27 protein-coding genes are annotated in these 25950 nt (G+C 60.7%); 22 read left to right on the plus strand and 5 right to left on the minus strand.

Annotated features, from left to right (window positions below):
* The first annotated feature begins 86 nt into the window (after positions 1 to 86).
* The 10 genes from N1937_RS28630 to N1937_RS28675 all read left to right on the plus strand — a co-directional run bounded on the left by N1937_RS28630 (position 87) and on the right by N1937_RS28675 (position 12030).
* The gene (locus N1937_RS28630) at positions 87 to 2324 is read left to right on the plus strand and encodes a NosR/NirI family protein (RefSeq protein ID WP_260059812.1); all 2238 of its coding nucleotides are present in this window, start codon (positions 87 to 89) and stop codon (positions 2322 to 2324) included.
* A 46-nt stretch (positions 2325 to 2370) separates the two neighbouring features.
* On the plus strand, positions 2371 to 4290 hold the full coding sequence (gene nosZ / locus N1937_RS28635; protein WP_260059814.1) for a TAT-dependent nitrous-oxide reductase: 1920 nt from the start codon (positions 2371 to 2373) through the stop codon (positions 4288 to 4290).
* Entirely contained in the window at positions 4287 to 5663 is a 1377-nt protein-coding gene (locus N1937_RS28640; protein WP_441005673.1) for a nitrous oxide reductase family maturation protein NosD, read from the plus strand. Before nosZ ends, N1937_RS28640 begins: the two co-directional genes overlap by 4 nt.
* Positions 5660 to 6580: an ABC transporter ATP-binding protein gene (locus tag N1937_RS28645; protein WP_260059815.1), complete on the plus strand. Its 921-nt coding sequence runs from the start codon at positions 5660 to 5662 to the stop codon at positions 6578 to 6580. The genes N1937_RS28640 and N1937_RS28645 overlap by 4 nt, the downstream gene beginning before the upstream one ends.
* Positions 6577 to 7404 (plus strand): ABC transporter permease, encoded by an 828-nt coding sequence (locus N1937_RS28650; protein WP_260059817.1) that lies wholly within the window; start codon positions 6577 to 6579, stop codon positions 7402 to 7404. Before N1937_RS28645 ends, N1937_RS28650 begins: the two co-directional genes overlap by 4 nt.
* Positions 7401 to 7967, plus strand: a complete 567-nt coding sequence (locus N1937_RS28655; protein WP_260059818.1) for a nitrous oxide reductase accessory protein NosL — start codon at positions 7401 to 7403, stop codon at positions 7965 to 7967. Before N1937_RS28650 ends, N1937_RS28655 begins: the two co-directional genes overlap by 4 nt.
* On the plus strand, positions 7960 to 8949 hold the full coding sequence (locus N1937_RS28660) for an FAD:protein FMN transferase (RefSeq protein ID WP_260059820.1): 990 nt from the start codon (positions 7960 to 7962) through the stop codon (positions 8947 to 8949). The genes N1937_RS28655 and N1937_RS28660 overlap by 8 nt, the downstream gene beginning before the upstream one ends.
* An 85-nt stretch (positions 8950 to 9034) precedes the next feature.
* On the plus strand, positions 9035 to 9469 hold the full coding sequence (locus N1937_RS28665; RefSeq protein ID WP_260059822.1) for a pseudoazurin: 435 nt from the start codon (positions 9035 to 9037) through the stop codon (positions 9467 to 9469).
* A gap of 127 nt (positions 9470 to 9596) precedes the next feature.
* Complete coding sequence (locus tag N1937_RS28670; protein WP_260059823.1) at positions 9597 to 11360, plus strand: putative bifunctional diguanylate cyclase/phosphodiesterase; 1764 nt, start codon at positions 9597 to 9599, stop codon at positions 11358 to 11360.
* 226 nt (positions 11361 to 11586) lie between these two features.
* On the plus strand, positions 11587 to 12030 hold the full coding sequence (locus N1937_RS28675) for a pseudoazurin (RefSeq protein WP_260059824.1): 444 nt from the start codon (positions 11587 to 11589) through the stop codon (positions 12028 to 12030).
* Between the two features lie 221 nt (positions 12031 to 12251).
* Here the strand turns inward: N1937_RS28675 and N1937_RS28680 are convergent, their stop codons facing one another.
* The 3 genes from N1937_RS28680 to N1937_RS28690 are packed head-to-tail and all read right to left on the minus strand — an operon-like array spanning position 12252 to position 13264.
* Positions 12252 to 12593: a hypothetical protein gene (locus N1937_RS28680; protein ID WP_260059826.1), complete on the minus strand. Its 342-nt coding sequence runs from the start codon at positions 12591 to 12593 to the stop codon at positions 12252 to 12254.
* Positions 12594 to 12610: 17 nt separating this feature from the next.
* A complete protein-coding gene (locus N1937_RS28685; RefSeq protein WP_260059827.1) occupies positions 12611 to 13105 on the minus strand; it encodes a hypothetical protein in 495 nt (164 codons plus the stop codon).
* Between the two features lie 3 nt (positions 13106 to 13108).
* The gene (locus N1937_RS28690) at positions 13109 to 13264 is read right to left on the minus strand and encodes a hypothetical protein (protein ID WP_260059828.1); all 156 of its coding nucleotides are present in this window, start codon (positions 13262 to 13264) and stop codon (positions 13109 to 13111) included.
* A gap of 266 nt (positions 13265 to 13530) precedes the next feature.
* Here N1937_RS28690 and N1937_RS28695 point away from each other — a divergent pair, with 266 nt between their 5' ends.
* The 7 genes from N1937_RS28695 to N1937_RS28725 all read left to right on the plus strand — a co-directional run bounded on the left by N1937_RS28695 (position 13531) and on the right by N1937_RS28725 (position 19754).
* Positions 13531 to 14082 (plus strand): cytochrome c oxidase subunit 3, encoded by a 552-nt coding sequence (locus N1937_RS28695; protein ID WP_260059830.1) that lies wholly within the window; start codon positions 13531 to 13533, stop codon positions 14080 to 14082.
* The gene (locus N1937_RS28700) at positions 14079 to 14369 is read left to right on the plus strand and encodes a cytochrome C oxidase subunit IV family protein (protein WP_260059831.1); all 291 of its coding nucleotides are present in this window, start codon (positions 14079 to 14081) and stop codon (positions 14367 to 14369) included. Before N1937_RS28695 ends, N1937_RS28700 begins: the two co-directional genes overlap by 4 nt.
* 269 nt (positions 14370 to 14638) lie before the next feature.
* Positions 14639 to 15091 (plus strand): c-type cytochrome, encoded by a 453-nt coding sequence (locus N1937_RS28705; protein ID WP_113546179.1) that lies wholly within the window; start codon positions 14639 to 14641, stop codon positions 15089 to 15091.
* Between the two features lie 19 nt (positions 15092 to 15110).
* The gene (locus N1937_RS28710) at positions 15111 to 16451 is read left to right on the plus strand and encodes a nitric-oxide reductase large subunit (protein WP_131606033.1); all 1341 of its coding nucleotides are present in this window, start codon (positions 15111 to 15113) and stop codon (positions 16449 to 16451) included.
* A 26-nt stretch (positions 16452 to 16477) separates the two neighbouring features.
* A complete protein-coding gene (locus N1937_RS28715) occupies positions 16478 to 17290 on the plus strand; it encodes a CbbQ/NirQ/NorQ/GpvN family protein (RefSeq protein ID WP_260059834.1) in 813 nt (270 codons plus the stop codon).
* Between the two features lie 10 nt (positions 17291 to 17300).
* A complete protein-coding gene (locus tag N1937_RS28720; RefSeq protein ID WP_260059836.1) occupies positions 17301 to 19187 on the plus strand; it encodes a nitric oxide reductase activation protein NorD in 1887 nt (628 codons plus the stop codon).
* 264 nt (positions 19188 to 19451) lie between these two features.
* A complete protein-coding gene (locus N1937_RS28725) occupies positions 19452 to 19754 on the plus strand; it encodes a DUF6894 family protein (RefSeq protein ID WP_260059837.1) in 303 nt (100 codons plus the stop codon).
* A gap of 40 nt (positions 19755 to 19794) precedes the next feature.
* On the opposite strand, the gene hemN is transcribed toward N1937_RS28725, so the two are convergent.
* Positions 19795 to 21147 carry an oxygen-independent coproporphyrinogen III oxidase gene (hemN, locus tag N1937_RS28730; protein WP_260059839.1) on the minus strand — a complete coding sequence of 451 codons (1353 nt, stop codon included), beginning with the start codon at positions 21145 to 21147 and terminating at the stop codon, positions 19795 to 19797.
* Between the two features lie 221 nt (positions 21148 to 21368).
* On the opposite strand from hemN, the gene N1937_RS28735 reads away from it, so the two are divergent.
* Genes N1937_RS28735 through N1937_RS28755 form a run of 5 tightly spaced genes read left to right on the plus strand, consistent with a single transcriptional unit; the run spans position 21369 to position 24128 of the window.
* The gene (locus N1937_RS28735; protein WP_260059840.1) at positions 21369 to 21653 is read left to right on the plus strand and encodes a DUF2249 domain-containing protein; all 285 of its coding nucleotides are present in this window, start codon (positions 21369 to 21371) and stop codon (positions 21651 to 21653) included.
* A gap of 15 nt (positions 21654 to 21668) precedes the next feature.
* Positions 21669 to 23042: a hypothetical protein gene (locus tag N1937_RS28740; protein ID WP_260059842.1), complete on the plus strand. Its 1374-nt coding sequence runs from the start codon at positions 21669 to 21671 to the stop codon at positions 23040 to 23042.
* Positions 23026 to 23538: a DUF2249 domain-containing protein gene (locus N1937_RS28745; protein ID WP_260059843.1), complete on the plus strand. Its 513-nt coding sequence runs from the start codon at positions 23026 to 23028 to the stop codon at positions 23536 to 23538. Before N1937_RS28740 ends, N1937_RS28745 begins: the two co-directional genes overlap by 17 nt.
* The gene (locus N1937_RS28750) at positions 23525 to 23827 is read left to right on the plus strand and encodes a metal-sulfur cluster assembly factor (RefSeq protein WP_260059844.1); all 303 of its coding nucleotides are present in this window, start codon (positions 23525 to 23527) and stop codon (positions 23825 to 23827) included. Before N1937_RS28745 ends, N1937_RS28750 begins: the two co-directional genes overlap by 14 nt.
* 16 nt (positions 23828 to 23843) lie before the next feature.
* Positions 23844 to 24128 (plus strand): DUF6522 family protein, encoded by a 285-nt coding sequence (locus tag N1937_RS28755; protein ID WP_064682779.1) that lies wholly within the window; start codon positions 23844 to 23846, stop codon positions 24126 to 24128.
* A 583-nt stretch (positions 24129 to 24711) separates the two neighbouring features.
* Here the strand turns inward: N1937_RS28755 and N1937_RS28760 are convergent.
* A complete protein-coding gene (locus N1937_RS28760) occupies positions 24712 to 25926 on the minus strand; it encodes an NnrS family protein (RefSeq protein ID WP_260059845.1) in 1215 nt (404 codons plus the stop codon).
* Between the last annotated feature and the right edge of the window lie 24 nt (positions 25927 to 25950).

The raw sequence follows: 25950 nt of genomic DNA on the forward strand, positions 1-25950 counted from the left end.
CAAGATTGATCCTCGTCAAAGACGCGCTAGCTTTTCGACCTATACCTGTGCCGGCTCTCGTGGGAAACCTTTGGAAGACCGGTAGAATGGTGTCACAAATGCTAAGCGCCGCCATTTGGCGCACTCTGGTCCTATTGCTGACGGCGATCGGCGTCGCAATTGTCCTGCTGTCAACTCCGTCTTCCGCAGGCGATCTCCCGGCCTATCTACAGAAAGTCCAACCCAGCGAACTGTTCGATGGCGCCGAGCGATTCGGTGAACCGCTGGGCGAGCCGCCGATCGCACCGGTCTACCGGGGCACGGAGATGGTCGGCTACGCCTATCTGACCTCGGATTTCACCAGTTCCACCGGCTACTCAGGCAAGCCGATCCATATCACCGTCGGCATCGACGCCTCGGGCGTGGTGCGTGGCATCAAGCTTATCGACCATCATGAGCCGATTGTCTTGATCGGCATCCCGCAGGCAAAAGTGGTTGCGGCGTTGAACTCGATCATCGGGAAAGACCTTGGACGGGTAGCGGCCGGCGAAGAACGACCTCCGCAGGTCGAAATCGTCAGTGGTGCTACCGTCACCGTGCTGGTCATGGGCGACAGCGTCATCCGCTCCGCGGTCAAGCTCATCCGCAGCAACAGGTTGCACCCAGACGGCGCCGCAGACGCCAAACCTCTGGCCGATGTGAAAGCTCTGGACCTCGCGAAGACGAATGTCAGCGACTGGCAGTCCCTGTTGGGGGACGGTTCGGTCCGCAGCCTCCGGCTCTCGGTCGGAGAGGTTTCGAAAGCCTTTCAGGATGCCGGGCATGAGGACGCCGCATCCCATCCGGAAACATCAAATCCGGAGGACCGCTTCATCGATCTCTACGTCGCGCCGGTCAACGTTCCCTCCATCGGAAAGACCCTTCTTGGGGACGCCGGCTACCAGCGTCTTCAGACCCGCCTGCAGCCGGGGCAGTCCGCAATCCTCGTAGCCGGCGACGGGGCCTACTCCTTCAAAGGATCCGGCTACGTCAGAGGAGGCATATTCGACCGCATCGAGTTGCTGCAGGACGGACAAGGATTGAGGTTTCGGGATCGCTACCACACCCGGATCTCCGCGCTTGCAGCCGCCGACGCCCCGGATCTGAAGGAAATCGCGCTCTTCGTGGTACCACCTGAGTTCGCATTCGACGTCACGGAGCCGTGGGAACTCCAACTGCTGGCGCAGCGAAGCAGCACTGGCGCCCGCGACAAGTCGGTCATCCCGTTCAATGTCGGATATACGCTGCCTTCGCAATATTACAACGTGACCAAAGCCGCCGCTCCGTCGCCACCGGTCGTGGTGCCGGGCGAAGCGGCGAACGAAACGGACGAACCGCCGTTGTGGATGCGCATCTGGAGCATCAACCGCGTCAACATCGGCGTCACCGCAGGCGCGCTTCTCGTTTTGACGGCAATCTTCTTTTTCCAGGACTGGCTCGTCAAGCGGCCGGCACTCTTCGCCTGGGTGAGAAACGGCTATCTGGTATTCACCCTGGTCTGGCTAGGCTGGTATGCCAACGCCCAGCTATCCGTCGTAAACGTCCTGACATTCACGAACGCGCTGATCACCAATTTCAGTTGGGAGTTCTTCCTCGCGGCGCCGTTGATCTTCATCCTCTGGGCAGCGGTCGCGGCGGGGCTGCTGTTCTGGGGGCGCGGTCCATTTTGTGGCTGGCTCTGCCCTTTCGGCGCGCTTCAGGAGTTGCTGAGCAATATAGCCAAGCGTCTCAAAGTGCCCCAGATCAAGCTGCCATGGGGTCTTCATGAGCGCCTTTGGCCAATCAAATATATGATCTTCCTCGGGCTGTTCGGATTGTCGTTCTATTCGATTTCCTACGCCGAGATGGCGGCCGAGGTCGAGCCTTTCAAGACCGCCATCATTCTGAAGTTCGTCAGGGACTGGCCTTTCGTCGTCTTCGCGGCCGCTCTGCTTTTTGCAAGCCTCTTTATCGAGCGCTTCTATTGCCGGTACCTGTGCCCGCTTGGAGCCGCCCTCGCCATACCAGGTAGAATTCGCATGTTCGAATGGCTGAAACGCTACCCGGAATGCGGCTCGCCCTGCCAGCGCTGCGCGAAGGAATGTCCTGTCCAGTCTATCCATCCCGAGGGCCAGATCAATGTCAACGAATGCATCTACTGCATGCATTGCCAGGAACTCTACCATGACGATCACCGCTGTCCGCACATGATTCAGGTCCGGCTGAAGCGCGAGAAATTCATGGCGCTTTCGACGCCGGAGTCACGCGGCGAAAAACCACCAAGAACGGTCGTCACCCACAACGGCAAACCGATCGAACGAGCTTAATCGGCAATGCGACGCTCCGTCGCAACCACAACGAAGGAAAAGAAGCATGTCAACGGAAGACAATCAGCGGCGGTTCAACAGACGCCAGCTACTCGGAACGACGGCGATGGCCGCTGCCGCCGGAGCGGCAGCGGCCGGCGGCGCCCTCAACTTTTCAGGCGGGATCGCCTCTCCGGCGATGGCAGCGGAAGGGCGTCGCCAGACCTGGGAGGTCAAGCCCGGAGAACTCGACGAATATTACACGTTCTTCTCCAGCGGCCAAAGCGGGGAAGTCCGCATCGTCGGCGTCCCCTCGATGCGTGAAATGATGCGCATCCCGGTCTTCAATCGCTGCAGTGCGACGGGATGGGGCCAGACCAACGAAAGCCGGAAAGTCCTGACCGAAGGACTTCTTCCGCAGACGGTCGAATTTCTCAAGGACCAGGGCGGCGTCTACCACAACGGCGATCTGCACCATCCGCATCCCTCGCAGACCGACGGCACCTACGATGGACGTTACCTCTATGCCAACGACAAGGCCAACACCCGCGTCTGCCGCATCCGTCTCGACGTCATGAAATGCGACAAGATCATCGAACTCCCCAACCAGCACACCGTCCACGGTTTGCGCGTCCAAAAATACCCCAAGACCGGCTACGTATTCTGCAACGGCGAGGATGGCGTTCCGATCCCCAACGACGGAAAGATCCTGGACGATCCCAAGAGCTATCAGGCTGTTTTCACGGCAGTCGATGGAGAGACGATGAAAGTCGCCTGGCAGGTGATAGTCGATGGGAACCTGGACAACGTCGACGCCGATTATCAGGGCAAGTACTGCTATTCGACCTGCTATAATTCCGAGGGCGGCGTCAATCTCGAGCAGATGATGGCTAAAGACCAGGACTGGGTCGTGGTCTTCAACCTGAAGCGCATTGAGGAGGCGGTCAAAAGCGGCGACTACAAGGAAATCAACGGCGTCCCCGTCATCGACGGCCGTCACGGCTCGCGGTACACGCGCTACATCCCGGTCTCGAACGGCCCGCACGGCATGAACACCGCGCCCGACGGAATTCATGCGGTCGCCGCGGGCAAGCTCTCTCCGACGGTCACCGTTTTCGACGTTCGCAAATTCGACGATCTTTTCGACGACAAGATCCAGCCGCGAGACACGGTGGTCGCAGAACCTGAACTTGGCCTCGGTCCGTTGCACACGGCCTACGACGGTCGAGGCAACGCCTACACCACCCTCTTCATCGACAGCCAGATCTGCAAGTGGAACATCGAAGACGCCAAGCGCGCCTTCGCCGGCGAGAAGGTCAATCCGATCCGTCAGAAGCTCGATGTCCACTATCAGCCGGGGCATAATCACAGCTCCATGGGCCAGACAAAGGAGGCCGATGGCAAGTGGCTGATATCGCTGAACAAGTTTTCGAAGGACCGATACCTGAACGTCGGCCCGCTGAAGCCAGAGAGCGACCAGCTCATCGACATCTCCGGCGACGAAATGATCCTCGTTCACGACAACCCGACCTTCGCCGAGCCGCATGACGCGACGATCGTGCATGCCTCCAAGATCAACCCGGTCAGCCTCTGGAGCCGCGACGACCCGTTCTTTGCCGACGCCGTGGAGCAGGCGAAGAAGGACAACATCGATCTGATGACCGACTCCGAAGTGATCCGGGATGGCAACAAGGTGCGCGTCTACATGACGTCGTCGGCGCCCGCGTATGGTCTGGAATCCTTCAACGTCAAGCAAGGCGACGAGGTCACGGTCTACGTCACCAACATCGACGAGGTCGAGGACCTGACGCATGGATTCGCCATCGTCAACTACGGCATCAACATGGAAGTTGCGCCGCAGGCGACAGCTTCGGTCACCTTCACCGCGAGCAAGCCGGGCGTCTACTGGTACTACTGCTCCTGGTTCTGCCATGCCATGCACATGGAGATGAAGGGTCGAATGCTGGTCGAACCGAAGTCGGCATGATGCGGCAAGCTGCAATCGCCACCATGGCGGCCCTCTGGGCCGCCATCGGTTCGGACGCCTCGGCCGCGGATCGGATCGTCACGCCTTCCGACAGGGTGACCCTGGCGGCGATCGTCGATCAGGCCGCCGCGGGTGACCGGATCATCCTGCGGGCCGGCAGCTATGACGGGCCGCTGACGATCAAGAAGCCGTTGACCCTACAAGGTGACCTTGGCGCTTCCATAGTCGGAACGGGCAAGGGAACGGTCGTGACGATAGACGCCGCGGACGTCACGCTGCGCGGCCTCGAAATCCGTGGGTCGGGCACAAATCTTGAAACGATGGACTCCGGCGTATTCGCAACCGAAGCCGCGAAGGGGGCGGTCATTGAGGACAACTTCGTAGCGGAGAACCTCTACGGCGTTTACATCCATGGCGCGAAGGACTCTATGACGCGCGGAAACCGGATCGTCGGAATCAGGGAGGGGCGGCTCAGCGAAGCGGGAAACGGCGTGACGGTGTGGAATGCTCCGGGTGCGAAAGTCGTCGGAAACGACATCAGCTTCGGTCGCGACGGCATCGCCACCAACGCCAGCAAGCGCAACGTCTTCAGCGAGAACCGCTTCCACGACCTCCGTTTCGCCATTCACTACATGTACACCAACGACAGCGAAATCCGAGGCAACGTCTCGGTTGGAAACGTGGTGGGCTACGCCATAATGTTCTCGAGCCGGCTGAAGATCGTCGACAACCTCTCGGACGGCGACCGTGACCACGGAATCCTCCTAAACTCCGCCAACAGCTCGTTAGTCCGAGGAAACATCGTGCGTGGGCGGCTGCAGCCGGAGAGCCGGTGGGCGTCGGCCGGATCGCGCGCCTCGACCCATGGGCTGCCTGCCGCCGACGGCCAACCCCAGGCCAGGGGCGACGTGGCCGGTTTCCGCCTCGGCCCGGAAAAGTGCGTCTTCATCTACAACGCGAACAAGAACCAGTTCATCGAAAACGAGTTCAACGGTTGCGCGATCGGCATCCATTTCACCGCCGGGTCAGAAGGAAACGCCATGAGCGGAAACTCCTTCATCAGCAACCGCAACCAGGTCAAATATGTGGGAACCCGCTATCTAGACTGGTCTGCGAAAGGCCGAGGCAACTACTGGAGCGACAATCCCGCCTTCGATCTTGACGGCGACGGCATCGGCGACAGTTCGTACCGACCCAACGATCTCGTCGACACGGTCTTGTGGACTTCGCCGCAGGCGAAGATCCTCACGACAAGCCCTGCCGTCCAGCTCATCCGCTGGGCCCAGGCCCAGTTCCCCGCCCTGCTTCCTGGCGGCGTGGTCGACAGTCATCCATTGATGGAACCTCCTGTTCGTCCGGGAGCTCGCCAATGAAGAAACCTACGGTCGTCCTATCGGGCATCGCCAAGCGCTACGGCAAGGTCGAAGCGGTCAAGAATGTCTCGTTCACGCTCAACGAGGGCGAAACGGTGGCGCTCGTTGGTCACAACGGGGCAGGCAAGACCACGCTGATCAAATTGATGCTCGGCCTCATCCGCCCGTCGGGCGGCAGCATCAGCGTCATGGGAGAGGATCCGGCGGCGGGCGACGTCGCCGTTCGCAAGAAACTCGGATACCTGCCCGAAAGCGTCGCCTTCCACGCCGCCTTGACCGGCCGCGAAACAATCGCCTTTTACGCTCGGCTGAAGCACGTCGGTCCCTCAAATTCGCTGGAGCTTCTGGAACGTGTCGGACTGGGCGCCGCCGCCGCCGACAGACCTGTCCGCACCTATTCGAAGGGAATGCGCCAAAGGCTCGGGCTGGCGCAGGCCCTGCTTGGGGAGCCGCGCCTCCTCCTCCTCGACGAGCCGACGAGCGGCCTCGATCCGGCGTTGAGGCGCAGGTTCTATGATCTCTTGAGCGAACTCCGTTCGAAGGGCACCACTATACTCCTGTCGTCGCACGCCCTGACCGAACTCGAAGACCGGGCCGACCGTTTGCTGATCGTCAACAAGGGCGTATCCGTCGCCGACGGGACATTGGACGATTTGCGCGGTCTTGCGCGATTGCCGACCCGCGTCAGTGTGAAATTCGCCGCTGGGGCGACAGTTCGGAGCTTCACGAACGGACGTGCCGCCTGGAGGGCAACGGAGGACGGCAGACTGGAAGCGGATGTGGCGATGGAAGACAAGATCGCCCTCCTCAAGGAAGTTACCACCTGTCCCGATGACATCGCGGATCTCCAGGTCACCGAACCTACTTTGGATGACCTCTACGCACACTTCCTCGGCGCCGGAAAGATAACTTCATGAAGAACGTGATCATCATCGCCTCGAAGGAAATTCGCGAGGGCCTTCGAAACAGGTGGGTCCTCGCGACAACGCTTCTCCTGGGAGCGCTCGCCTTGACCCTTTCTTTTCTCGGCAGCGCTCCGACCGGAAATGTCGGAACAGATCAGCTCGACATAGTGATCGTCAGCCTTTCCAGCCTGACCATCTTCCTGGTGCCGCTGATCGCACTCCTTTTGTCCCATGACGCGATCGTAGGCGAAATGGAACGGGGCACCATGCTTCTGCTCCTCAGCTACCCGGTAGGGCGAAACCAAGTGATCCTGGGCAAGTTTCTCGGACACATTGCGATTCTTTCCTTCGCGACGCTGCTTGGCTATGGGGCTGCCGCCGTCGCACTGGCGGCAACGGGAGCGAAGATCGACGCGGCAAGCTGGTCGGCGTTCGCAGCTATGCTGGCGTCGTCGATCCTTCTGGGCGGCGTGTTCGTTGCGATCGGCTATCTCGTCAGCGCGCTTGCAGGCGAACGCAGCACCGCGGGAGGCATCGCCATCGGGGTGTGGCTGTTCTTCGTTCTCATATACGACATGGCGTTGCTTGGCACCTTGGTCGCCGCAGGTGGACATGCTCTTCCAACGGGGCTGCTCGACGCTCTTCTTCTCATCAATCCGACAGACGCCTACCGCTTGCTCAACCTCGGATCTGGAAGCGCAGGAGCTCTTTCCGGCATGGGAGGCGTGGCGGAGCACTCCATGCTTGGCACCACGACCTTGCTGACTGCGCTTGCTTTCTGGACCGCTGGTCCGCTTGCACTTGCCGCCATGACATTCTCCAGGAGGGAACTATGAGGACCGCGTTCTTGGCTTTGGTTTTCCTGTGCACGCTGTTGCTTGGCGGATGCGAAGAAAAGGGGGAGGCTATCCCTCCCGCTCCGTTCGCGCTCACGGCGGAAGCGACCGGCAGGTACTGCGGGATGAACGTCCTCGAGCATGCCGGACCAAAGGGTCAGGTCATCCTCGACGCACAGATTGGAGAGCCTATCTGGTTCTCTTCGGCACGCGATACATTGGCCTTCACGATGCTACCAGAGGAACCGAAGGACCTCGCGGCGATCTACGTTTCCGACATGAGCAAGGCTCCAAGCTGGGAGAAGCCCGGCGCAGACAACTGGATAGACGCCAGAAAAGCCTTCTACGTGATCGGCAGCTCGCTTCGCGGGGGCATGGGCGCCGAGGAGACGGTGCCGTTTTCGACGAAGGAGGCGGCAACGCGGTTCGCAGGCGAGCACGGCGGCAGCGTCGTTGCGTTCGCCGACGTTCCCCACGAATACGTGTTGGGAGCCGGTGCGGACATCGGGACGGAAGCGCCGGCCGGTGAAGACAAAAAAGTGGAGGCACATGAACATGGCTAGGACCTTCAGTCGTCGTCGCGCCATCGCCATCTTTGCCGCGGCGGCCGGACTGCCCTTGTTGACGCGCGCTGAGGCCGCCGCTCGTCCTCTGACCTGGAGCGGACAGGCTCTTGGTGCGCCGGCGACGATGATCCTGAACCATCAAGATCCAGTCGAGTCTACACGTCTTGTCGCCCTGGTCGTCGCGGAAGTTTCCCGGCTGGAGAAAGTGTTCAGCCTCTACCGCGACGATTCCGCCCTGACCGAATTGAACAAGGTGGGCGCCTTGGTCGCCCCTCCCCAGGACCTGGTGTCCTTGCTCCAAAGGAGCCGCGGTTTCTGGGAGGCGACAGGCGGCGCCTTCGATCCCACGGTGCAGCCTCTTTGGAAGCTCTATTACCGACATTTCTCCGCGATCGATCCGGACCCGGCCGGTCCCGCGCAAGCGGAAGTCGCCTCCGTGCTGAAACGGGTCGACTTCGAAGGCGTCAAGTTCAACCGTGACCGGATCGTCATGCGCCCCAACATGGCGCTCACGCTCAATGGAATCGCGCAGGGCTACATCACCGATCGCGTCGTCGACATGCTTCGCAACGCTGGAGTGACGAGCTGCCTCGTCGACATGGGAGAGGATCGGGCGATTGGCTCCCGACCGGATGGAACCCCGTGGCGCATCGGCCTGGCCGAAGGAGAAGACGATCGCCCCGATCAAATCCTGAACATCGTCAACAAGGCCGTGGCGACATCAAGCGCCGCCGGTTTTCACTTCGACGAGGCGGCTCGTTTCGGCCATATCCTTGATCCGCGAAGCGGCGGCACGCCTCGGCTCTATCAGCGCGTAAGCGTCGTTGCCGGCGACGCCACCACCGCCGACGCCTTTTCGACCTCCTTCAACCTGCTGGACGAGATCGCCATCCGAAGGATCGCGCAGTCCTCCATTGACCTGACCATCCACGTGGTCGACGAGGCCGGAAATCCCTCGCGCATCGAAAGCAAGGCATGAACAAGTGTCGTGAACAGAGGCTGCGGCGTTGATGCGCGCATAGGCCGTCGTCTCTAATCCCACGGAAATGACGAAGGAGAAGCCGATGAAATCGATTGCAACTCTTGCTCTGGCAGCATCCGCCGCAGTCATCGCTGGTTCGGCGGCTGCGGCCGATTTCGAAGTCCACATGCTGAACAAGGGCGCGAACGGCGTCATGGTGTTCGACCCCCTTTTGACGAAGGTGAAGCCGGGTGACACGGTCACTTTCGTTCCAATCGACAAAGGTCATAACGCTGAGACGGTGAAAGATATGATTCCGGACGGCGCCGCGGCCTTCCGGGGTAAGACCAACGAGACCGTCAAGCAGACGTTCTCTATGCCGGGCGCCTACGTGATCAAGTGTCTGCCCCATTTCCCCATGGGCATGGTGGCCGTCGTCGTCGTGGGTGACGCTCCCGCGGACCTTGATAAGATCAAGTCCGCAAAGCTGCCCAATAAGGCCAGGGAGCGCGTCGACAAGGCGCTGTCGGAGCTCTGACCCATATCCTCATGCGCCAGGTAGTTGGGAGGCCGTCAGCCCATTGTTCTCGTTCGATAAAATCCGGAACTTCAATCTTCACTGATGTTTTCGACATAGGGTGTCTGCAACAGCAGGTGGTGGGTTGATGACATCAGACGATATCGATTGCGAAGTCGGGGCTGGCGACGCGGCCCTTTCGCGTGTCGCGGTGGCAGCCCCGCCGACCTCGTTGGCGTCACCGGCCATTCCGGGGTTCGACATGGTCGTCGCCGCCAACTTTGCCGACGCGACGAAGCTCGCGCTGATTTCGGTCGATCCGCGCGGCCGTATTCGATTTGTGAACCGGGCGGCCGCCAGTCTTTTCGGCTACGCGCGGGATGAAATGATCGGCCAGCCCGTTGAAGTCATCATCCCAGAACGCCTGCGCAGCTCGCACGCGCGGGGTTTCGCCCGTGCAATGGCTGGAGAAGAACTGAACCTCGGCGGCAAAGCGGTCGAAGTGTACGCAGTGCGCCGGAATGGCAGCGAGTTTCCGATCGAATTGACACTCTGCGCCTGGCATGACGGCCGCGAAATGGGTGCTGGTGCGGTGATAAGAGACATCACCGAACGGCGCGAGAGGGACAGCCGTCTCCTGCGCCTCGCAAGTCAGGATCAATTGACGGGGCTTCACAATCGAAGCCGTTTTACGGAGATCCTCGAGGGCGAGATGATGGCGGGCGGGCGCTCGACTGTCGTGATGATCGACATCGACGGCTTCAGGGACGTGAACGACGTGCACGGTCATGTGACGGGGGATTCCCTTTTGCAGTCGGTGGCTGTGAGACTGCCGCATAGTCTTCCTGCAAATGCGGAGGTGGCGCGCTTCGACGGTGACGAATTCGCGGTGCTGCTGCCCGGCGTGGACGACCGGCGGGCGGCCATGGCGTTTGCCCAGGCGATATTGGAGTCTTTTGCAAGACCATTTGAAGTCGACGGACAGGTGCTGGACCTTGGAGCTAGCATCGGGATTGCGATCGCCGCCGTGGACGGCGGTGACGCCGACGAGGTCGTGGCAAGCGCCGATCTCGCGCTTGCGAATGCCAAGTCGGGCGGCAGGTCGGCCCGTATGTACGAGCCGGAAATGAGGAGCGAGGCTAATGAGCGTCGCGCCTTGAGGGATCAACTGCTTCAGGCTCTTCGCGCTCGCCAGCTAGTCCTCCATTTCCAGCCACAAGTCGACATCAGATCCAAAACCATCTTCGGAGTGGAAGCACTGATCCGTTGGCAGCATCCAGAAAAAGGCATGCTGATGCCAGGGACGTTTCTGCCCGCGCTCGCGCAGAGCGCGCTCGCACTTGAGATCGGCTGGTGGACGTTGGACGAAGCCTGCAGGGTCGCCTCGCTTCTTAACGCGTCAAGCAGCCGCTCCATAAGAATGGGCGTCAACCTCTTCCCTGAGCAACTGCAGGCGCCAATTCTTTGCAAAAAGGTCTCGCAGGCTCTGGACAGGCACGGTCTGGCCGCGGAGCTGCTCGAGCTCGAGATAACGGAGACGATTGCCTTGCACGACGACGACAAGTCGCTCGATGCCATGAACATGCTGCGCGACATCGGCGTCGGCATCGCGTTCGATGATTTTGGAACCGGCTACGCGTCGCTCAGTTCGTTGCAACGTTATCCGCTTACGAAGCTTAAGATCGACCGCGGTTTCGTTTCAGAGCTTGCGACAAAGCCGCGAGACGCGGCGATCACCCGCGCCTTGATCGCCATGAGTCTCGAGATGGGGCTCGAAACGATTGCGGAGGGGATCGAGACGCAGGAGCAGGAGGAATTTCTTCTCTCGCTCGGATGTCCCTCCGCACAAGGCTATCGCTACGGAAAGCCAATGGCTTTCGAAACTCTTAAAGATTATCTACGCGAGATTTGAAACGCGCCACGGTCCGTTACAAGCCTCCGAAAATTCGACCTTCCCTCGTAGGGGTTGGTGACCAAAGCAGTCACGGGAAAAGCGCCATCGCGTTTGGCTCCTTCGCGGCGTCCGGCTTTCAAACGATGATCTTATCGATGCTTGACCAAAGTCAAAGAGCGACTTGTGGGGGTGTCTTAGGATCGTCCGCGAGGCCAGATCCGGCCCGCAAAAGGAGATATGAAAAATGCGTTCGAAATTCGGTCTGTTCGCCGTTGCTGCGGTTCTCGTTGCGTCTGCCGCGCCGTCGATGGCCGCCGATCATCAGATTCAGTTGCTCAACAAGGGCGCCGACGGCGTCATGGTCTTCGAGCCTGGCTTCGTCAAGATCGCTCCCGGCGACACAGTCACCTTCGTGCCGACCGACAAGAGCCACAACGTCGAAACCTACAAGGGTCTCATTCCGGACGGCGCGGCCCAATTCAAGTCGAAGCCGAACGAGGAATTCCAGACCAAGTTCGACGTGCCAGGCGCCTACGTCGTCAAATGCACTCCACATGCCGGCATGGGCATGGTCGCACTGATCCAGGTCGGCGACGCGCCCGCAAACCTCGACGCCATCAAGACCGCGAAGGTGCCGAACCCGGTGCGCAAGCGCCTCGACGCCGATCTCGCCCAGGTCACCCAGTAAATTACAATGCTGGCATGAGCAGGTGGCGGCGAAAGGCCGCCACCGGGGGTTCGAGCTTGCCCTCCTCGACGAAGCAACGCGACTGAATGCGGGCCGCGACGTCCGCCGCTCGCCGACGTCGGCTGAGCATGGCACGGATGAGAGCTTCCATTCCCCGCTCAAGAATGTCGGAAGGAAGCTTGTCATCTCGACAGATTCGGGTTCGCTCGTCCTTCCTACGCTTACCCAAGGCGAAAGCGCTCGCGCTGTTCGGGCGTAATCAGGGCCAAGATGCTTTTTACAAGCTGCTGATAAGATGACGTGCTTCGGCCCTCCATTGAGGTGCCTTGAACCGCGACTACGAGCAGTGTCCGCAGGTCCGACACCACGCGGGCGTCCGCATCGCCTGCACCCACGTCGGGAGGGCTCAATCCTTCGAGATTTTCGACCAAGACACCCGCGCCCACCATTTGCCAATGAGAAATGGTCGGGCCGAAAACTGCCGGCTGCAATGGCTGATCAAATTCCGAGAGTCCGAGCGTCAAGGGAACCAAGCTAGGACGCCTTGTTTCCAACTCTGCCAAGCTTTCTCGATAGGCGGCTAAGCCGCTTCAGCTTCAGGCTGGACCGCCCGATCGCCAGGAGGATTATTGTCGCCATGGGCCTTGCGGATCATCCGCATGATTTCGCGTTCAGCCTTGATATGCTTGCGCATCGAGTGGAAGAACGAGCGGAGCAGGTAGCCTACCGCATCCCATGACATGCGGCATCCGCCGTCCTTCAGGGCCGACAGTACCTCTACCACCTCGCGACCGTTGTCCAAGTCGAAAATCCGTTCGCACCTTCTGCCTTCCTCGGCTTCGGCCCTTTCTCCTTCTCCAATGACGAGATGCAGACCTGCCGAAATTACCTGCTCCTCCAGGCGGTGCATCGCCTGCAATAGCGGAACGAGGCCGATCGTTATCGTATCGCAAAGCCGCTCGTCGACGTGACACGGCAGGAAGTCGGCGATCGCCTCAAGGAGGTCGCACCACGACGCGAGTTGCCCGTAGCAGCCCTCGAGGTCGGCGAACTTTTCGGGATGATGGTTATGCATGGTCTACCTTTGCAGAAAGAGGCTCGCGGCGATGCCGACCGTGGCGATTACGGCGGAAATCACGCCGGCGCGCTGGAGAACGCCCATGCGATAGAGCGCTATCGCAAATATGACGATCACCGGAGTGGCGATGGACAGGCCTATCTGTGCGTCGGTCATTGAGGTTCTCCTTTGCAGTTGAACATATGGCGGCTCGCAGGACCGGTCTTTGAGATCGGTCAAACACGGAGAAGATGCGCGAAAAAGGGATCGCGAACGTGGAGGCTGAGACCTTTTCGCTCAGACGGGCTGCCCGGAATACCGGCTAGCAGGTTTGTCCAGCGTGACCGTCGACCTTTGCACCGATCAAGGCCCGCTGCGTCCCGCGTCTTCAATCTTTGCCTTTCGGCAAAGAAGGATGCCGACATAGGTTTTATTCGGAGTGCATGACAGTGACGACGACGCGCCATGAACTGGAAGGCGGATCCCGTGCCACGGGCGACGATCTTCTCGTGTGGATCTTATCCTGGAGCGAACTGGCGGCCTTCGGAGCGCTTCTTTCCGCCTTCGTAGCAGTCTCCTGGATTCATCCAGAAGAGGTTGCCGCCGGTAGGGCGAAACTTCACCATCTCATCCCCATCGTCAACACCGTGGTGCTCCTCACGAGCGGCTGGTTCGCCGCGGTCGCAGGTAGCCAGACGACTGTCCTTAGGCAAAGAATCGCTCTACTTGGCGCTTCAGCCGGCGGAATGTTGTTCGTGGCCTTGAAGATACACGAATACAGTCTGGAAGGCACCACGCTCCTCGCGGACGACACCTTCTCGACCTTGTATGTGCTGATGACGGGCTTTCACCTCGCGCACGTGCTGTTCGGTTCACTCGTGCTTGCCTTGCTCGTGCGATACCCCTCGCGACAGAACGTCCATATGATGACGACCCTCTGGCATGTGATCGACATCGTCTGGCTAGTCATGTTCCCCGTGGTGTACTTCTTATGAAAATCGACGCCGCCTCAAAACGAGCGACACGGACACTCGCGGTCCTCCTCGGCCTTACCGCCGCGACGCTGGCCGCCGTCTTCCTGCTACAAGCCGCTGCCTGGAAAGCAGGTCTGACCGTCGCCGTGGGATTCACATCGATTTGCAAGGTAAGGCTTGTCGTCCTGGATTTTTTGGGGCTTCGGACGTCGGGCTCGGCGCTCATACTGGCACTGCAGGCCTGGGCCGCCGTCGTCCTGATCCTCGCGGCGGCACGACCTATGGCCGCCGCGTTTGCGCTTTTTTGAGCTGCCTTTTTTCCAGCTCTAAACACATCGACAGCCTGCGCTTCGCCTCGTCAACGGCAGGCATCGAGACGTCAATCCTTGTCCGGAGCATTTGCGTCACAGCGCCCTCGGTCTCCGTTGGACAGATCTTTCGTCCGGATCGCAGAATCGATCGACTGCTTGCGAATCCACAAAGACCGCCTGCGCTCCTTCGATCATCCCGTCTCTGCGAGCCAACGGCTCGATTCCGACGTCACGGCGACTTCGCCACTGACCTGAAAGGATGATCGATGGCTGAACGCCTGACAAAAACCGCGGCTCGAAACGTCTTTTATGGCGGATCGGCCTTCTTCTTCGCCATATTCCTGGGGCTGACCGCCCATAGCCACTACTACATCCGAACCGTCTCCACCGATGAAACGACGCTGACTGAGGGCGTGGCCCGCGGCAAGCACGTCTGGGAAAAGAACTCCTGCATCAACTGCCACACGCTCGAGGGTGAAGGCGCCTATTTCGCGCCGGAGCTGTCAAACGTCTGGATTCGCTGGGGCGGCGACAAGGATTCGTCGAGCGCCCGAGAAGCGCTTCACGCCTGGATGGCGGCGCAGCCCTCCGGAATCGAAGGCCGCCGGCAGATGCCACAGTTCAACCTGACCGACCAGGAAGTGGACGATCTCGCCGACTTCCTCGAGTGGGTGAGCAAGATCAAGACCCAGAACTGGCCACCGAACCAGGCCGGCTGAGCGCGAGAGGATCACAAAGATGAAATACAAGACCCAAAGCGTGGCTATGCTCTACTTTTACGGTGCACTTGGCTTATTCATGGCGCAGCTTCTTTTCGGCGTCCTCGCCGGAACGATCTACGTGCTGCCTAACACGCTCTCCGTCGAGCTGCCCTTCAACATCGTCCGTATGATCCATACGAACGCCCTCATCGTCTGGCTGCTGATGGGATTCATGGGCACGACGTACTTTCTCATTCCCGAGGAGTGCGAGACCGAACTGTACAGCCCGAAGCTGGCGATCGCCCAGTTCTGGATCTTCCTGATCGCAGCAGCGGTAGCCGTCGTCGGCTATCTCTTCCACATCCACGAAGGGCGTGAGTTCCTCGAACAGCCGTTCCTGATCAAGGTCGGGATCGTCGTTGTCGCGCTGATGTTCCTGTTCAACATCACGATGACCGCGCTCAAGGGCCGCAAGACCACGATCACTAACATCCTACTGTTCGGCCTGTGGGGCGTCGCGATCTTCTTCCTCTTCGCCTTCTACAACCCGGTGAATCTGGCGCTCGACAAGATGTACTGGTGGTACGTCGTCCACCTTTGGGTCGAAGGCGTCTGGGAGCTCATCATGGCGTCGGTCCTGGCGTTTCTGATGATCAAGCTCAACGGCATCGATCGCGAGGTCGTCGAGAAGTGGCTCTACGTCATCATCGGCCTCGCCCTCTTCTCCGGCATCCTCGGCACCGGTCACCACTACTATTGGATCGGCGCTCCCGGATACTGGCAGTGGATCGGCTCGCTCTTCTCGACGCTCGAAGTGGCTCCTTTCTTCACCATGGTCGTCTTCACCTTCGTCATGACGTGGCGGGCCGGCCGCAAGCATGAAAACAAGGCGGCGCTCCTGTGGTCGATCGGCTGCTCGGTCATGGCCTTCTTCGGCGCGGGCGTTTGGGGCTTCCTGCACACCCTGTCGTCGGTGAACTACTACACCCACGGCACGCAGGTCACCGCGGCCCACGGTCATCTCGCCTTCTTCGGCGCCTACGTCATGCTCAATCTCGCTGCAATGGCCTATGCCATACCGCAGATCCGCGGCCGCGCCCCCTACAACCAGTGGCTTTCGATAACCAGCTTCTGGATCATGTGCGGCGCCATGTCGGTGATGACATTCGCCCTCACCTTCGCCGGCGTTGTCCAGGTGCACCTGCAGCGGGTCCTCGGCGAATCCTACATGGACGTCCAGGACCAACTCGCCCTCTTCTACTGGATCAGGCTCGGTTCCGGCGTCTTCGTCCTCCTCAGCGCGATCATGTTCATCTGGGCGGTCCTCGTTCCAGGCCGCGCCCGCGTTCACAACGTTGCAGCCCAGCCCGCCGAATAGGCGGGCTTCCCCACTGGAGATCTGAAATGACGATAGCTCTGAACCTTCCGCTGAACCCGAAGACGGAAATCCCCCACTATTCGCCCCAAGGCAACGAATGCGCGCTGTTCGAGAGCGCATGGACGCGTCAATTGCCAGTGCTTCTCAAAGGACCGACCGGGTGCGGAAAGACCCGGTTCGTCCACCACATGGCGGCTCGGCTCGGACTTCCCGTATCGACCGTCTCCTGCCACGACGACCTCACTGCAGCCGATCTCACCGGCCGCTACCTTCTCAAGGGTGGCGAGACCGTCTGGGTCGACGGACCGCTGACGAAGGCAGTGCGCAACGGGGGCTTATGCTACCTGGACGAAATCGTCGAAGCCCGCAAGGACGTCGCCGTCGTCCTCCATCCCCTCACGGACGACCGCCGCATCCTGCCGCTCGAGCGAACTGGCGAGATACTCGAGGCTCAGCCTGCTTTCATGGTCGTCGTCTCGTACAATCCGGGCTACCAGAACCTGATGAAGGCATTGAAGCCGAGCACTCGCCAGCGGTTCGTCTCGATCGAGTTCGACTTCCTTCCCCGCGACAAGGAGATCGCCATCGTATCGATCGAGAGCGGACTTCCGGAAGGCAAGGTCGCGCCTCTGGTCGACCTTGCCAGGCGACTGCGCGTTTTGAAGGGACAGGATATCGAGGAAGGCGTGTCGACGCGACTTCTCATTTATTGCGCGACGCTTGTCGACGCCGGCATGCCCGTCTCGGAAGCCGTTTTGGCGGCCATCATCGAACCTCTCACGGACGAGCCGGACGTCAAGGCTGCGCTCCTCGAAGTCGCCAAGGCGACATGTGCTTAGGATCGACATCATGCTGGAATTTCTGGAACTTGAAGAGACTGTCGGACGAGCTTGGCATCGCATTATCGGCGAAACGAGTTCGTGGCCGCACCATCCGAACCAGGCTGTGCATCTGACGGAAGTCAAGCCGCAGCTTTCCGTCTGTTTTCGGGCCTTCGGCGGTGCGGCCACCTTTCAGATCCAGAAGTCCCGGCAGAAGACCTCCTCACATCGCCTGCGGCTGCGCCAGGTCGTCGGCCTGGGCGAAGAAAGAAGCGATCATCCGACCTGGGACGACGCGGCCATACATCTCCCAGGCACGATCGACGTCTTCAGCGATCAAGACCTCAACCGAGACCTCTACTTCTGGCTCGCAGGCTATGTCGCGGTGGCCGTCGCTAAGGATCCGCCTTCCGACGTCGCGCTCGCGGACATCGCCCGCGTCGAAGCCGGCCGGCGGAACTCGCGGCGTCTGGTCAAGACATTTCCAGGCATGGCCGACCGGTACGTGCGCCTCGCCCACGCGCTGACTTCCTGCCGAAAGCGCGGCAGGCTCCCGCTGATCGAGTCCCGCATCGAGGCGTTCGCGATGACCGCCCTGTCGTTCCCGCTCGAACACGAACTTCCGCCCGCCGCCCAACCCGCCATCGACGCCGCCCCCGCGGGGTATCTGCCAATGCTTTCCATCCCCCTCTGGCCAGATTTCCGTGGACGGACGGAGATCCAGTCATCCGATCGTGACGATCTTCCCTCTGACGCCGCGCAACGGGACGGTGAGGAAAGGCTCTCGCACGAGGCGAAGCGGCAGAAGGATGGCGACGACCGCAAGCGCGATCCTTTGATTTTGAACAGGTTCGAGAAGATCCTCGCGATGGCGGAGATGGTCAACGTCGACCGACCGACTGACGATCGCGACGACGACGAACCATCCGCCGCCGACGAGCTCGATGACATCACGCTGAGCGAGACGAAGGAACGGCCGAAGTCCAAGTTTCATTTCGATCTCGACCTCTCTCCCGAGGCGGTCGACGCGTCCCGCATCCAAGGCGAACTTGTCTATCCCGAATGGAATTTTCGCAAGAACGAATACCTGGAGGATCATTGCCGCGTCATAGTGGGTATTGCTCCCGACGCCAAGCACGCGACTTTGGCGACAGATCAGTCCATCGTCCGCAAGGTCAAGAAGCACTTCGAAAACCTGCGCCCGAAGCGCGAAGTTCGACACGCACAGTTGGATGGAAACGATATCGACATGGACGCCGTCGTCCGCTCGCGTATCGATCTTCTCGTCACCGGCGAGCCGAACGACCACATATTCGAGTGCGCCCGGCCGGCCGCGCACGAACTTGCGACCACGATACTCGTCGACGTTTCGCTGTCGACCGATTCCTGGGTCGACAATCGGAGGGTTCTCGACGTGGAAATGCAGGCCCTCGACGTGCTCTCCCGTGGTCTTGACGCCTGTGGAGACAGGTTCTCCGTCCAGACATTTACGTCCCGTCGCAGGGACTGGATTCGCGTCGACACCATCAAGCGGTTCGATGAGAGGTTCTCGCCGGCAGTCGCCTGCCGCATCGCCAGCCTCAAGCCTGGCTACTACACCCGTATGGGCGCCGCGATTCGGCACGTCTCGGACCAGCTTGACAAGCAGGGCTCTCGCAAGCGGCTGCTGATGATCCTGACCGACGGCAAGCCGAACGACATCGACCACTATGAAGGCCGGTTCGCTCTTGAAGACTGCAGGCGCGCCGTCATCGAAGCGAGAGGTCGAGGTCAGGCAGTCTTTGCCGTGACCGTCGATCGGAACGCGCAAGACTATCTTCCCGCCATATTCGGGCGTCAGGGCTACGCGCTTATCTCGAACATCGCGAGGCTGCCGAGCGCGCTCCCTGCGATCTATCGGAATCTGACCGCATGAAGGCGCTATCGCAACGCGGCAGGTGATCCGGATATTCGTCACTAACGGTTGAAACCGAAATTCCGGCTCACTGAAAAGAGTCATCGTCCGGGCGGTGCGGAGAACCGTTCCATGGTACTTCGGCGGTCGTGGGACGGATGCCGCTTCAGTCACGTAACGAAGGGGTCGGTCGCGTGTCAGGAAAATGTTACTGAAATGAAAGTCGTCAGGATCGTGAAACTCGCGTTTCAACCGTTGGTGACGAATACCCGGTGATCCAGATCAATGCGAGGAACTTTGGAGAACCCTAATGGTTCATTCGCCGACGGCTTCTTCCGTCTTTTTGAGATCGGTTCTCCAATGTCGACCACATGCTGCGGCCGCTTCTTCTTCAACATCCGATCTGAACAGGATCTGATCCGCGATTACAGCGGCTGCGTTCTCCCGGACATCGAGGCCGCTATTTCCGCCGCCCTGGTAGGCGGCTTGCAGATCCGTCCCGACGCGGGCTGCTTGCGACACCCGCAGCAATTCGAAATCACGTCCGAGGACGGGAAACTCGTCGCGATCGTGCCGATTGATTATTGAATATTCGTCGGACACTTCCCTAGTGCGTCGGATACGCTAATCACGCAGCTTTGCTATGCGTCCTGCCGAGCGCACCAAAGTAGGCGTCGAACGCGGCCGCTACTGCGCGAACCATGAAGCGCGAGTCCTTGGCCACCGTGACGCGACCATCGGCTATGGTCGCCACGCCGTCGCCGATAAGGTCCGCGAGGCGTTCGTTTCGCTCCAGGAGAAATCCCTCTTCGTACCCCGCCTCGTGGCTGAGGCGAGCGAGATCGACCTCGAAATCGCACATCAACCGTTCGATGGCCCTGGCGCGCAGCTTGTCCTCATTCGTCAGAAGGTATCCTTTCGCCGTCGGAAGGACGCCGGACGACACCATCTCGGCGTATCGACCGATCGCGACGTGATTCTGATAGTAGCCGGAGGCAAGGCGCCCGATCGACGACGCGCCAAGTCCGATCAGGGTCTCGCAGTCGTCCGTGGTGTAGCCCTGGAAGTTCCTGTGCAGCCTACCTCCCACGGACGCGATGGCCAGTTCGTCCTCCGGAAGCGCGAAATGGTCGAGACCGATGCGGACATATCCGGCTGCAACGAGTTCTTCAGCTATCGCCTCGGCCTGTTCGTTGCGCTCGGCCGCGCCTGCAAGTGCCGCCTCGTCGATGAGCCGCTGATGCTTCTTAAATGCGGGAACGTGAGCATAGCCGAAGACTGCGAACCTTTCCGGACGAAGTTCGATGGCCATCTGCACCGTCTCGACGCAGGAATCGACCGTCTGATAAGGAAGACCGTAGATAAGATCGAAGTTCGTGCTCTTGACGCCGTGGGCCCGCAATCCTGCGACCGCAGCCTTGGTCTCGTTCAACGTCTGTATCCGGTTGATGGCCTTTTGAACGACCGGGTCGAAGCTTTGCACGCCGAGACTTGCTCGATCCACGCCATTCTCGCCAAGCGCGGCGATCATTTCGCTGTCGAGGGTTCTGGGGTCGATCTCGACCGCCACGCTGGCGTCTTGTTCGAACGCGAACCAGGTCTTCAGCGTCTTCATCAACGCCGCGAATTCGTGCGGCTTCATGATCGTCGGTGTTCCGCCACCGAAGTGAAGGTTCTTGACGGGAATGCTATCATCGGCGGCTTTAGCGACGAGTTCGATCTCCCTGCTCATGACGTCGAGGTAGTCGAGGATCGGCGCGTCTTGCTTGGTGACCGTGGTGTGACAGCCGCAATACCAGCACATCGACCGGCAGAAGGGGACGTGCAGGTACAAGGACGCCGGCTCGCCCTTTCCAGCGCTCCGAAGAGCTAGCGCATAATCGTCGGGACCGACCGCGGCTGCGAATGCGGGGGCGGTCGGATAGCTCGTGTAACGTGGAAGGCGAGCTTCGCCGTATTTGGCCACAAGTGCGTTCGACATCTTTTCGTCTCTGGATTTGATCGTGCCCCCTTATGACCGTCGGCAGGGAGACTTTCCTTGTCATAAGTCAATGAACGCGATCGCAGATTGTCTGAAACCTTCCTGGTGTTTGCTCGCTGTCAATGTTCGCTGCGCATCTGTCGCGTATCTTCAGAACCGATCGGGGCGAGCCGCCGCTCCATCATAGACAGAAAGCGGCGATCGAAAGGAATTCGAATCACATGTCTGAGGCGCAAACTCAAACAAGCGAAGTCTCGCACATCGATGTGCGGACGCTGCATCCCGGCGAACGTCATCCGAAGATTTTCGGAACGCTTCACACGCTGACGCCGGGCGGCGTGCTGCACATCACGAGCGATCACGAGCCGCGCCCTCTCCAGTACCAGCTCGAAACCGCGCTGCCCGGCAAGTTCTCCTGGGAATATCTGGAGCAAGGGCCTGAAGTCTGGCGCGTGGAAATCACCAGGCTCGACTCGGGCTGCGACTGCTGCTGCGGAAGCCACTAGGAACGGAGAAGCACGATGATCCCTACGGGGACGAGCCTATCGCGCTGGACGATGTCCTATTTCGCAGCGTCGCTCTTCTTTCTGCTGTTTGCGGAGGTCCTGCTGGCGGCAGGAGGCTGGTCGCCGTCGCTGGACGTCGCCGATCCTCGTTCGCTCATCATCGTGCACTCGACCACCATCGGTTGGCTTGCCCTGCTGATGATAGGTGCACTCCTGCAGTTCGGCCCGGTTCTGACAGGTCTCGAACTTCCGAAAGGCAGCCTTGGGCTGGTCGTCCTCTGTGGAATGGTCGTGGGCCTGGTCCTGCTCCTGTCGGGCTTCGGACTGACGAGCGTCGGTTCGGCGCTGGTGGGTCCGGTCATGTGCGCCGCCGCCGCAACGCTGGCCGTCTCGTTCCTTACGATCGCGGCGGCTCTTTTCTCACTGTTCTGGCGGGGACGGCATGCGCACGAGGCGTCGCGATTCGTCCTTCTCGGCATCGCCAGCCTTGTCGCTACCGTCGCACTAGGGGCATTCTTCGCGGTCGTCGTCTCCGGCGTCGCCGACGCCTTTCCGCTCGTCTCGTATGTCGTCGCCGCCGCGCCGCTACACGCAGGACTCGGACTTGTCGGCTGGATGACTTTCGGCGCGATCGGCGTAAGCTACAAGCTGCTGCCCATGTTTCTGCTGTCAGACGACATGAAGCCGTCGGATACGCTCCGTCACAGTTGCCTCGCCGTCGCCGGCCTGCTCATGGCCGCTGCGGCATCTCTCGCCTTCGACGAGGCCGTCGCCGGCGCATCGGCACTGCTGGCGACGCTGGCGCTCCCGGTGGCCGCTGCCGCGTACCTTGCCGAACTGGCGAGGGCCTACCGGGGCCGCCGGCGCAGGAAGCTGGAACCGAACACATACTGGTCTCTCCCGGCCTTCGTCATGTTCGGCGTATCCGCAGCACTTCTTCCCGCCGCCGTCGCACTCCATGCCGGTCCGACAACGCTCACGGCGCTGGGCTATCTCTTCGTGTTCGGTTGGTTGACCGGTCTGGGCCTGGCGCAGCTTCTCAAGATAGTTCCCTTCCTGACCTGGATCGAAGCGTTCGGTCCGCTTCTCGGGCGCCGGCCCACCCCGAAGCTGGCGGATCTGGTGAACGGCGCCCGCTCGTCCGTCTGGTTCAGCGTCTTCTACTGCGCGGTGATCGTCGCGTCCGGCGCCATTTTCCTCGGACTTGACGACGTCTTCAGGATCGCCGCCTTCGCGCAGACCTTTTCGACGGCCGCGCTCGCGGCCGAGCTGGCCCTGTCGCGAGCCCTGGCCGGCGTCGACGCGGACGCCAAGAAATCTCCGTTCAAACACCCGGCTTTCTTCTTCGCCGGCAACCATAGAGGTGATGCCAATGGTTCAGCTTCGTGAACTAGACGTACGACAGATCCTGCGCGATGGCGGGATGCCCTTTCAACTGATCATGGACACCTTCGCCAGCCTTCAGCCGGGCGAAGGCGTGAGGCTTCATGCGATCTTCGAGCCAAAGCCGCTGATGCGGCAGCTCGCAGATCGCGGTTTCGAACATATCGCGCGACGTCTCGCCGACGACGACTGGGAAATCGATTTCGTTCCCGCTCCGACGCAGGAGAAGGCCGAACAGGAGGCTCTCTGGCCGGAGCCGGTCTGGAACCTCGACCTCACGGATCTCCCGCCGCCGGAGCCGATGGAGCGGATCCTTGCAAGGCTGGAGATGATGGAGAGCGGCGAGGTGATGTTCGCACTTCTGAACCGCGAACCAGTCTTCCTCTTCAACGAGCTGAAGGAACGCGGCCACGAATGGGTCGGCAACTTCGATGAAACCGGCAAGGTCTATCGTATCATGATCCGCGCGACACCATCGGATTCCGCCTGTGCCAGAACATGAACTCACGCCTGAGGACGTGCTTGCTGCCCTGCGGGACATCGAGGACCCGGAGGTTGGCACGAATATCGTGGATCTCGGACTGATCTACGAAGTTCTTGTTGCGACGGACGGCATGGTGAACGTCAAGATGACGACGACGACGCGCTTCTGTCCAGCGTCGGGGTTTCTTGCCGACGCGGTCAAGGTCCGCGTAGAGCATCTCGCCGGCGTGCGGCGGGCGCAGGTCGATCTGGTCTACGAGCCGGCATGGACGCCGGAGATGGCGCAGCGTTTTTCGCTCGATGATTAAAAAGGTTGAACGCGGCATGGACTGCGCAGAACAGATTGACATTGGGGAGCTGACGATCGACGCCGCTTTTCTGGCCCGCCGGTTCGCCATCTCGCCCGACGCCCTTCGACGTCACATGAAGCTGGGCCTCGTCCGCAGCTTGGTGGAGCGGGGCGAGGGTGAGGACGCTGGACGAACCCGGCTGACCGTCCGCATCGGAAACCGCACATGGATCGCGGTGATCGCTTCCGACGGCGCTGTGGTGAGCGAGCGCATGGCGCATGCACCCGCCCATCTTGCTGCAGGATCCAGGCGATCCTGACGGCTAGCGCCAACGCATTTACACGGTCGCTATTCAGGGAAGGATGGAGGTTCTGAGCGGATGTCGAAGTCGGACAACACGGGCGGCACAACAATCCGCGTTGCGGCGGCCAGTTCATTCCCGCGACCACCATTCCGGCGGCTCTCCGCTGGTCGAGGATGAAGCCGGCGTTCACCGGAGAGACGCGAACAGCCTCCTTGGCGTATACAATTCCATCGCCACCGCTTCGGATCTGGCACTAAGCACCGCTTAGGCTGCTGGCAGGCTCATTGCCAATCCACGACGTATAGGAGCAACCTTCGACTGCCTGATACTCCGCGGCAGCGGACCGGATGGTCCTGCCTTCTCGCCGCGGAACAGCTCGGAGACTGCTCCTGCCAGACTTCAGGGAAGAACTTGAAGACGCCGACTTCTCCACACGCTCATCGAAATCGTCCGCCAAGCCCAGGCGCGCCCAAAGGCGACCGCGGCTTTGCATCCACTTTTGGATCAGCGGCTGGGCCCCTGGGAAACGCTCTCTTGCATGTTTATGTGCTTCCCGAGCGACGCGCCGCAAACACCGTCGGTGCATGCCGCGCTGGAATTACTTCCCTCGGACGGTCAACGGCTTCCTGCCGGTGCACAGCATCGACGCATGCTCCACGATGAAGAGGGAAAAGGCCGCGATCCAGCCCGCCGCGGCCACGAGCAAGACCGGAGCGCTGTATTCCGGTAGAAGCTCGGCAGCAGGTCGCACGAGCGCAACGGCGCCAAGCACCACGTAGGAAATATTGGTGACAGGTGCGGACGTCAGCTTTCTGCCTGTGTGGCCGCGGCTCGCACGGGTCATAACAGCGAGCATCATCAGCGAGATAGAACCGATCGCGAAGACGTGCAGGACGGCGAGTTCCGGAAGCCCTATGGCCTGTAGCGCGATGGCCGCGAATCCAAGCGGAACGAAGGCGAAGGCTGCGTGGAGCACGAATACAATGGGCTCCGGCCACGTCGTCCATCCACGCCAGCGCACGAGCCTGATGAGGTTGAGCATGGTGGCAGCCAGCCCAAGCAGACCGCTCAGGAAGGATTCTGGCCCGATGGACCAGACACCCAGTGAGGCGGCTCCTATAGTGATGGTCGCCGCGTCGAAGCGGTTGTAGGGCACTGGGAAGTCAGTGCGACCGAACTGGTTGATCCAGTTTCGCGTGAAGCTTGGAAGGATACGACCGCCCACGATCGTCACGAGCAGTACGTAGGCGCCGAGACCAAGGCGGATCGGCAGCTCGGGGCTTTCCCCCTGCACGACCTGAAGCTGGAAGCAGGCATTGGCCACGGACAGGACAAGGAGCCCGGCAACGACCTTCAGATCCTTCCACTTTCTCCCGGCCACGACCTCCCGAGTGCAAATCACGAGCATGGCCGGCAGAAAGAGGCCGTCGACGAGCGCCGCGGCCATGACGCCAACCGAGCCGCTGACAAGCATGGCGATCCGGCCCGCGCACCACAGTGAAAACAAAGCTATGAGCCGACGTCCGGCGATCGGCAGTCTACCCGTCCAGTTTGGAATGGCCGTGAGAAGAAAGCCCGTCAGGATCGCCGGAGCGAATCCGAAGAGCATTTCATGTGCGTGCCAGTAAAGCGTCCCGTATTGGGTGGCGACCGGCAGGTCCATGGTCAGAAAGCTCGTCCATAGCAGCATGCTCAGGATCGCCCATAAGGCGGCAGCTAGGAAGAAGGGACGGAACCCGTAGGAAAAGAGGACGAGGCCGTCGCGCGACATGCCGCGAGGAGCCCGCGGTTCGGCGTCCATGGTCTTCTGCATGATCATTGTCTCCAGTTGTCACGC

The organism is Rhizobium sp. WSM4643 (assembly GCF_025152745.1).
Classification (GTDB): Bacteria; Pseudomonadota; Alphaproteobacteria; order Rhizobiales; family Rhizobiaceae; genus Rhizobium; species Rhizobium leguminosarum_I.